This window comes from Sulfobacillus sp. hq2 (assembly GCF_002903155.1).
In the GTDB taxonomy this organism is placed as follows: domain Bacteria; phylum Bacillota; class Sulfobacillia; order Sulfobacillales; family Sulfobacillaceae; genus Sulfobacillus; species Sulfobacillus thermotolerans.
Genome location: NZ_NWUL01000028.1, coordinates 95,766 through 104,942, shown reverse-complemented (window position 1 = coordinate 104,942; position 9,177 = coordinate 95,766). Strand labels below are relative to the sequence as shown.

Sequence of the window (9,177 nt, the reverse complement as noted above, 5' to 3'; positions counted from 1 at the left end):
GTCGTAAGACTGGAGTGAAACCGGCCTCAGCGAAGCAGGAAATCAGCTTTGAACCTGTTTGAGCAGGTTCGAGTAGGTCTGATAGAACGGTGTGAGGTCTGCTGGTTTGTAGACGCTAGCCGTATGGGAATGGATGTGTTTGCGGGGCATGGGTATCACCTCGTCATAAGCAGAGTAGACGGATTTTCCACGCCAGAACTGGACGTAGTGTACTGATGACGGTCCCCTCCGCCGAGGCTCCCTAGGTCGGTGGGAAATCCGTCTGCACAGTCATCGTACACTAGCATAACGCCGCTAGGGAACGTCACGTTACGGATTGTGCTGCGTTGAGACTAGAGTTTAGTATTTTATTTATGCTACAAATGCGAGCTACACATATGTTTGAATTCCTCATAGGTAGGCTACAAAACCTGCTAGGTCAGGAAATCTCACCATCACAAAGTTCGATTCATAATTCGGAACCCAGAATGTGGCATCCGCCTGACTAGGCGTTGGAGCACCATGACTGGATTAATGTAGTTCCTTGGTCATTAGAACATGGTGTTAGTTCTGTTCCTGATCCACTGCTTTTCAACATTCAAAGTCGGCTTGTTGGCTACCGCCTATGTATCCCAAACATTGCGCCACACGAATCAGCGCTAAGGGGGCTTTCACGGCCAATGGGGAGATATGTTCCTGCAACACTTGAGAAAATAGACGCGACACAAATACTATTCATCGGAAAATATTACACTAGACAATATTTAAGCGATATCATTAAACATAACAAACAAGGAAGGATGCGAAATATGGATGAATTTTTGCCAGGCGCACTGCAAGACAAAGTCGTGTTTATTACAGGAGGGGGAACGGGCCTTGGAAAAGCCATGGCATTGCGTTTTGGACAATTGGGTGCAAAGATTGCCCTGATGGGGCGGCGTCTTGATGTTTTGGAAGATACCGCTAGGGAATTCGCTGACCAAGGCATTCCAGTGTTTGTGCGCCAAGGAGATGTAAGAAACCCTGAGCGCATTGCAGCCATTTTCGATGACGTCCACGCACATTATGGGCGCATGGATGTCCTGGTCAATAACGCTGCGGGCAATTTTATTAGTCCAACGGAACGTTTATCACCCCATGCCGTGGATGCCATTATCAATATTGTGCTGCATGGCTCTTTATATTGTACTCTCGAAGCGGGCAAACGCTGGATCGCAGCAGGACAGAAAGGAACGGTTCTCAATATTGTCACCACTTATGCGTGGACTGGATCGGCTTACGTCGTGCCCTCGGCCGTGGCGAAGGCTGGTGTGTTAGCGATGACGCGTTCGCTAGCCGTGGAATGGGCTCGGTACAATATTCGTCAAGTGGCCATTGCGCCAGGGCCTTTTCCTACGGAAGGGGCGTGGTCCCGGTTAGCACCCACCCCAGAAATTGAGCAGGCCATGGCGGCACGTGTTCCTTTAGGGCGCAGCGGCCAACCTGAAGAATTGGCCAACCTTGCAGCCTTCTTACTTTCAGATTACGCCGCCTTTATCAACGGCGAAGTGGTAACGATTGACGGCGGGGAATGGCTTAAGGGCGCCGGCGAATTTAATATGTTGACTCAGCTCACCCCAGAGGATTGGCAGCGAATTGCTGCATTGATTCCGCGTCGTAATCGTGAGCAAAGCTAGCCAAAGGGCGACATAGGCCAATGGGGTGAGCGTTGGCGAATTTTGTGCACGATACCAGGGCATTCGGTCTCCGTAATTTTTTATAGGCCAAGTATTGCTTGGCCTGCTTCGTCCTGTATAATATCACATATCTTCACGAATATTGTCGAAAATTAGCGAGTTAACGCTTATATCTTCGTAATGTGAACCCCTGAATGCGGTACTTCGTGATTTTAATTGGTTAGGAGGCCTTGTTCGTGGCAAAAATTCGTACACTCGCTCTTACCGCTGCGGGGCTGGGAATGACGTTAGCTGGGTGCGGGACTCAAGCCCCTAGTAGTGCGGCTGTGGCTACTAAAGCCCCCACCACAGTCGTCATGGCTCTGCCAGTGCAAACATCCCCCGATTGGTTCTTTCCGGTGCTGGCATCTACGGCGTTTATTGATGTCAATAGCCAAATGAACTTTCTGATGTACAAACCTTTGGTGTACATCAGCAAAACGGATGGGGTTGACTATCAGAAATCACTCGCCCAATCGATTACGTATAACGCGAGTGGGACGCGGTATGTTATTACGTTAAGCCATAAGTATAAGTGGTCCAACGGACAACCGGTGACGAGCCAAGACGTGGTGTTCACGTGGAACATTATGGATGCAGCCAGTCAAAATAACGCGGTCTGGTCTTATGGGGGCGCGGGAGGGGGCGGTGTCCCGGCCGATTTTCAAAGCGTCACCGCTGACGGCCCAGATAAAGTCATTGTCACGTTGGTTCATCCTGAAAACCAGACATGGTTTATTCACAACGGCTTGGCCCAAATTATCCCGGTCCCCGCGAGTGTGTGGGACAAATATCCCACGAATATGACGGCTGAGCTGAATTACATTAAGAGCATTGCGAATATACCGACAGCAAAGCCCTATAGCGTCGTGGATGGTCCGTTTAAATTTTCGCAAATGGCCCCCAACGATTACTGGACCTTTGTGCCCAATCCGGCGTATGGGGGACATCGCGCCACGATTAAGAAGCTGGAATTTCAGTATGAAACATCTACGTCGAACGAGTTTGCAGGCTTGAAAACTGGAATTGTGGATGTCGGATATCTTCCGCCGTCTCTGTGGAATTCGCGCAGTGCATTGACCGGCGACCGTTTTTGGAGTGCCTATCCTTTTGGCTTTAACATGGCCCGCGTCAACCAAAGTCCCCTGGCTGAAGGCGGATTGGGTCCTGTCTTCAGTCAGCGGTATGTGCGTGCGGCCCTCGAAATGGGGATTAATCAGCAAGGCATTATCGATAGCTTCTACCATGGTCAAGGGGTTGTCGAAGATAGTCCGGTGCCTTCAGAACCCCCAACCGAGTTTTATGACCCCGCTTTGAAGAATCCTCCGTATCCCTTTAATCCAGAAGCGGGCCAAAAGCTATTGGAAGCTCATGGCTGGTCCTTGGTCAATGGCGTCATGACGAAAAATGGGGTGAAATTGGCTTTCCCCTTAATCTACACGGCAGGCAGCAACACGGTTGCAGACATTGTGCAATTGGTGAAGTCCGATTGGGCCAAAGAAGGAATTCAAGTGAGCTTAGTGCCTGAACAGTTTGATAACGTGGTCCAAACCATGCATGGCAATCCGAGTAAGTGGGACGCAGCGTTCTGGGGCGGTGGGTGGACCTATCAACCCGACTATTATCCCACGGGTGGGGAATTGTTTGCGAGCGGCGCGGCGGCCAATGCTGGCCATTACGATTCACCAACCATGAACCGATTGATTCAAGCCTCGTATCAACCAGGGACACCCCAGCAAACAAAACAAGCCCTATTCGCCTATGAGGCTTGGGCGGCGCACGATATTCCCTACCTCTGGTTCCCATGGACGGCACAGTTCAATGAAACGGCCAATGCCGTGCAAGGGGTGCAATCCACATATAACCCGATTACCGACCTTTACTATCCTAATTACTGGACCACCAAGTAAGTTCAAAAAGGGATTGTAGCAGACGCTACAATCCCTTTTCCCCTCGCAGACTTTGGGCCAAAGCGTATCACATGGTCCCGAGCACCCATTCGGAACTTGCGAGGGATTTCTTGAAGGCGCCCATGATAAAATGATGACGTATCTCCAAAAGGCACTATGGCCAAATCGCATCAAGGAGGGGTTGTCATGCCGGATTGGAAGAGTCTTAAAGATAAGGCTATGGCTGCCGTCAATAGCGCAGCCCAAGAAGTTGACCACCAATTAACCTTGACCAATTTGCGCAGTCAGGTGACGCAAGCGCAAGCAGAGCTTGATAAGGCATATCAACAATTGGGTCAGGCGGTGTACCCGTCTTTAAGCCAGGGACAATCCCTTGATCCTCAATTTGTGGGCGTAGCACCCGCAGTGGCTCACATTGACATACTGCGCCAACGTCTTCAATCGGCGCAGCAAGCCTTACGGGATGAAGACCCCGTCTCGCGCACGCCGTGTCCCTCCTGTGGAGCCCTTGTTGACGCAGGAGATAAGTTCTGCGGACAGTGCGGCCACGGTATGAGATAGAAGGGGCAGGTTGGGACTGTGATGCAATTTCAACGGGTGGCGGACGAAATCCGTAGAGCCATTGAACAAGGACGTTGGCATGTAGGCGAGGCATTACCCTCGGAACGCAAAACGGCAGAAGAATTTGGTGTCAGTCGCTCCACCGTCCGCCGGGCATGGGAAGAGCTGCAGTCTTTAGGTTATGTTCACTGGACCGCCGCCTCCGCGCCCATTGTCGTCAATATTCCCTTGCGTCCTGTTCCCATCAACCCGTCATTGATCGGAAAAGACCTGCCGTATCGTCCCAGTTCGACATTTCTCAGTGACCTGATGTCTGCCGCGAGTAGTAGTGCACGCTATAATTTTGAAATTGGTATGCCTGATCCCGATTTATTGCCAATACATGAGTTGCAAGAGATTGTTCGTGATCTCTTAAGTCAGCATGTGCGCGAAGTCTTCTCATATTCTCCAACGCAAGGAATTGCCCGCGTTCGGCAAGCGCTAAGTGAAGAATACTTAAGCCGACGCGGAGTCGCCGCGGATCCTGACAATATTCTCATTACGTCGGGATCCTTGCAAGGCCTTGATTATGTCACCAGTCTATTATCCCGAGCGGGCGATTACATCGTCACCGAATCACCTACGTTTGCAGGGGCTCTGCAAATTTTTGCCTCCCACGGTGCCCAGGTTCTCGCGGTGCCCATGGACGAAGAGGGAATCCGGGTGGAACCGTTGGCCCAAGCCCTTGCCCAGCATCCCGTGCGCATGATTTACGTCCAAACCTTCTTCCACAATCCCACCAGTACGGTGATGAGTCTCGCTAGGCGCCAAGCTGTGCTTGCCCTGTCTCAGAAGTATCAAGTGCCGATTGTTGAAGACGACGCCTATGGCTTTTTAGCCACAGCCAATCCCCAGCCATTGTACGCACTGGCCCCAGGGGATGCTCCCGTCATTTATCTCAACACATTGTCCAAATTGCTCGCGCCCGGTTTGCGTGTGGGCATGGTGGTGGCTCCGCGTGACATTATTCAATACTTAAGCCAACGCAAACAACTCGGGGATTTGCATACCGGCACGGTCACTCAGCTACTAGTCGAAGGGTGGCTGCGCAGTGGCAACGTGACGCAGCACATCGCGCGAGCTCAGACCATCTATGCGAGTCGCATGCGCATAGCATCCGAGTTGATTCGGCGCCGGGGCCTCTTCCTTTTTGGTCATCCCACCGGAGGCTTCTATTTGTTTGTCCAGCTGCCGAAACATATCAATGCATATGCCCTGCATGATTATGCCGCTCAACGTGACGTGTTATTTGCACCCGGCGAGGCTTTTGGCATAGGCGATCGATACCGTGGATGGATCCGGCTGTGCGTCAGTGCCTTAGGAACGACGGCGATTCAAAATGGCATGGCCCGCTTTTTTCGCATGCTGGATACCTTCAGCCCCTAGTGGTTTGCCTGGTTCCTTACGAAGTACCAACGGGCTTGCCTGGTCCTTGTGCCATTAAGGGTTTCTCGTTACACTCCCTTCAAAGACGAGATGAAGGGTAGGCGTGGCGACATGGATATGTTAACGAAATTGATTCATAATGCATCATTAATTGACACCGCAACAGGAGCCAGCAGTACAGCGGTCTACCATGCGTCAACGTTTCATCAGCATCCTAGTGAGACGGGAGCCTGGGTATATAGCCGCGCGGGCAATCCCACGCGCCAAGCACTGGAAGCCACTATTGCGGATTTAGAGCAAGGATCGTATGGCTTTGCTTTTGCTTCAGGCATGGCGGCCATCGCCGCCGTCATGATGCTGTTTGAGCAAGGCGATCACGTGATTCTGCCACGCGATATCTATGGCGGAACCTTTGACCTGATGGCTCAACTGGTTGCTCGCTATGGTCTACAGGCCACGTATGTCGACCTGTCAAATTTGGCGGAGGTCGAAGCGCATATTACGCCCCGTACCCGGGGGATCTATATCGAGACCCCGTCTAACCCTACTCTCAAAATTACCGACTTGCGGGGTGTCGCCGACTTGGCCCATCGGCATGGTCTCATAACCATTGCCGACAATACCTTTATGTCTCCCTACCTGCAGCGCCCGCTTACCATGGGAATTGATATCGTTGTCCATTCCGCTACGAAGTTTTTAGGGGGCCATAGTGACGTGATTGCGGGGCTTGCCGTGGCGACGGATCCGGAGCTTGCGGCACGCATTGGCAAGAATCAAAAAACCTGGGGCGGCATTTTAGGACCCGATGACAGTTGGCTGGTCTTACGGGGTATCAAGACATTGGGCGTGCGGATGGACCGTGCGCAACAAAATGCCTTATATTTAGCGAACTGGTTCGTGGGCCGACAAGGCATCAAGCAGGTCTATTACCCAGGGCTTGCTCATCATCCGGGTCTTCAAACGCATATGGCCCAAGCCATGGGCGCAGGTGCCGTGTTGTCCGTTGTGTTAGAGGATTCTCTGAATTGGCAGGCCTTTGTGGAACATCTGCAGTATGCCATTTTTGCAGTGAGTTTGGGTGGAGTTGAAACTATTGTGAGTCACCCTGCAACGATGTCCCATGCGGCCATGCCAGCCCCAGAACGACAACGCCGAGGGGTTGATGACAACTTATTGCGGATTTCTGTGGGAATTGAAAGCATTAACGACTTGATTCTCGATTTTGAAGCTGCCTTGACCTACGTCACATCTTTGTCCTAAATCGGCTACCTTGTCTCAGCCCCAGGTTCTGATGAGTCTGGGGCTTTTTTAATTGCTGGGCCACCAGTTCCAAGATCCCAATAAGCGCATAATCGACGGTACGAGAATTAAACGGACTACCGTCGCATCGAGAAGAATCGCGATGCCAAGACCAATACCAAGTTCTTGCATAAACTCGAGTCCAATAATGCCAAACGCAATGAAGACCGTGACCATAATCAGCGCAGCTCCTGTGATTATCCGTCCGGTATCCGCTAATCCTTGCGCGACCGCATCAGCATCGGGTACGTGGAGCCGATGATAGTCCATGACCCGAGTCAATAAAAACACTTCATAGTCTGTGGAGAGACCAAAGAGGACCGAAAACAAAATTAACGGCGTGGTCCAATCAATAGCGCCCGCTCCTCCTATACCGGTCCACGGCCGGGTGATACCATCTTGAAAGATAAGGACTAAAAGGCCCGACGCGGCTGAAACAGACAGCAAATTCATGACCACTGCCTTGATGGCTAATGCGACTGAGCGAAACAGGCGAAACAACAAGATAATCGTCGTCACGGCAATCAGGGCCGCCACAATCGGTAGCCAGTGCAAGATTAAAGCAATGACATCGACGGTATAAGCCACACCTCCGCCAATCAGTACGCGGCCGTTAAAGGCGTAATGTAAAGACCGTAAATGCCTGACCAGTTGTTGGGTTGCTTGCGATTCCCCGTGCGATTGGGGAAACACCGTTAGCAAAAATGTATGCCGAGAAGGCGCTAAGGCACCGCGGAATAAGAGGGGTGGCTGCTTGGTAAAGGTGGTTGGGGGCAGTGAGGGAAGAAGGGGAAGGACCGCATGAACATCCGGTTGGTGAAGAATCTGGGTTCGCACCTCTTGCACTTCTCGGTAACTCTGCGCGGTATAAAGAGACGAGGAGCTGCGCAACACCACCCATAACGGGCTGCCCACGCCGGGAAAGGTATGCTTTACCCAAATATCATACGTTTTTCGCGTTTGGGACGACGCGGGTAAGGTATCGACTCCGGGATTCCAAAAATGCATGGACGTCACAGGATAGGCTAGAGCCAGCAATAGAGCACTGGACCCAATAAGTGCCCATACAGGGCGCTGCATAACCCGCCTAGCCCATGCTTGCCACCAACGACTAGGTGTGTTTTTTGAGGCGATGTAGGGCCATTCCAACCAAGGATCGAGCACGACTAAGACCGCAGGTAACAAGGTCAGAGCAGCGATGACCGTCGCTAATACTGCCGCTAAGGAGCCCAGAGCCATCGATCGCATCAGGGGCTGATTGACTAAGAGAACCACTGCAAAAGCGGCCGCGACAATGCTGCCTGAAAATAACACAGCCCGTCCCGCCGTGAGTGCCGCAATATTGGCTGCGTCTTTTGCGGACTGCGTCTGCCGCGCCAACCGGTAGCGGTGCACCATCAACAAAGCATAGTCGATCCCGACGCCAAGTCCGATCATGGCCGCGGCATCCTCGACTTCCGGTGCAATGGCCACAACCCGGGCGATAAGGTCAATGCCGGCAAGCCCCACGGTGATGCCGCCAAACCCAATCGCAAGGGGGCCAATGGGCGCAATTGCGCTGCGGAATATCCACACCAGAGCAATCAAGGTTAAGGGAAAACTCCAAAACTCGGCGGTTTTTAAATCTTTATCGACTTGGTTGGTGAAAGACCGTTCGAGGGGGACAAGGCCGGTTAGCCCACCACGCAAACCCTTTGGTGTTAAAGATAAGAGATGGCGCAAGGGGATAACCGCCTGGGTATCGGCCAGAGAATGGTTTGTCGTCTGCCGGAAAAAGAGCGTGCCGTACATGACATGCTCATCATGCGACAAGGTCATATCCGTGAGTGAAGGAACCTTGGCCACGGCCGGCACCTTTCTCATCTGCTGGAGAATCTTGGCGATAGCGCGGCGATACTGGGGTTGATTGATAGATTGAGAAGACGAAAAGACGACGGTCGCAGTAGAATTAGCAAGGACGCCAAAATTCCGTTGCACGATGTGCTGAACATGTTCGGAAGGACTGCCTGGTACGCCTAAGCCGTCGGTTTTAAATTGATGGGATAAATTGAGCATGAATGGCAAAGCGCCGATGAAAATCACGGTCCATAGGACAATAACGTGCCAAGGATGTTTGACAATCCATTGGGTTAGGTGTTTTCTCGTCATGAAAGACCTCAATCACGATTTATTAAACGGAGCCTCATTACATCGGCATCCATCTGTTTAGTCTACTTCATTTCCAAAGCCTGTCAATTCAGCCGTGGCTAGACCCAGCGCGCTGGGTCTTGCTTGTCGAAGCCCACTTG

6 protein-coding genes are annotated in these 9,177 nt (G+C 51.9%); 5 read left to right on the top strand and 1 reads right to left on the bottom strand.

The genetic code is table 11. The annotated features are described in order from the left end of the window. Nucleotides 1-788 precede the first annotated feature (788 nt). From CO251_RS04975 to CO251_RS04955, 5 genes are all read left to right on the top strand, one after another. A complete protein-coding gene (locus CO251_RS04975) occupies nt 789-1,655 on the top strand; it encodes an SDR family oxidoreductase (RefSeq protein ID WP_103374703.1) in 867 nt (288 codons plus the stop codon). A gap of 281 nt (nt 1,656-1,936) precedes the next feature. Further along, the gene (locus CO251_RS04970) at nt 1,937-3,604 is read left to right on the top strand and encodes a peptide ABC transporter substrate-binding protein (RefSeq protein ID WP_103374707.1); all 1,668 of its coding nucleotides are present in this window, start codon (nt 1,937-1,939) and stop codon (nt 3,602-3,604) included. A 186-nt stretch (nt 3,605-3,790) separates the two neighbouring features. Further along, on the top strand, nt 3,791-4,165 hold the full coding sequence (locus tag CO251_RS04965) for a zinc ribbon domain-containing protein (protein WP_158246185.1): 375 nt from the start codon (nt 3,791-3,793) through the stop codon (nt 4,163-4,165). Nucleotides 4,166-4,186: 21 nt separating this feature from the next. Next, nucleotides 4,187-5,590: a PLP-dependent aminotransferase family protein gene (locus CO251_RS04960; RefSeq protein ID WP_103374701.1), complete on the top strand. Its 1,404-nt coding sequence runs from the start codon at nt 4,187-4,189 to the stop codon at nt 5,588-5,590. A gap of 111 nt (nt 5,591-5,701) precedes the next feature. Next, on the top strand, nt 5,702-6,850 hold the full coding sequence (locus CO251_RS04955; protein ID WP_103374700.1) for a PLP-dependent aspartate aminotransferase family protein: 1,149 nt from the start codon (nt 5,702-5,704) through the stop codon (nt 6,848-6,850). Nucleotides 6,851-6,898: 48 nt separating this feature from the next. Here the strand turns inward: CO251_RS04955 and CO251_RS04950 are convergent, their stop codons facing one another. Continuing rightward, complete coding sequence (locus tag CO251_RS04950) at nt 6,899-9,037, bottom strand: MMPL family transporter (RefSeq protein WP_103374699.1); 2,139 nt, start codon at nt 9,035-9,037, stop codon at nt 6,899-6,901. Nucleotides 9,038-9,177: the final 140 nt, after the last annotated feature.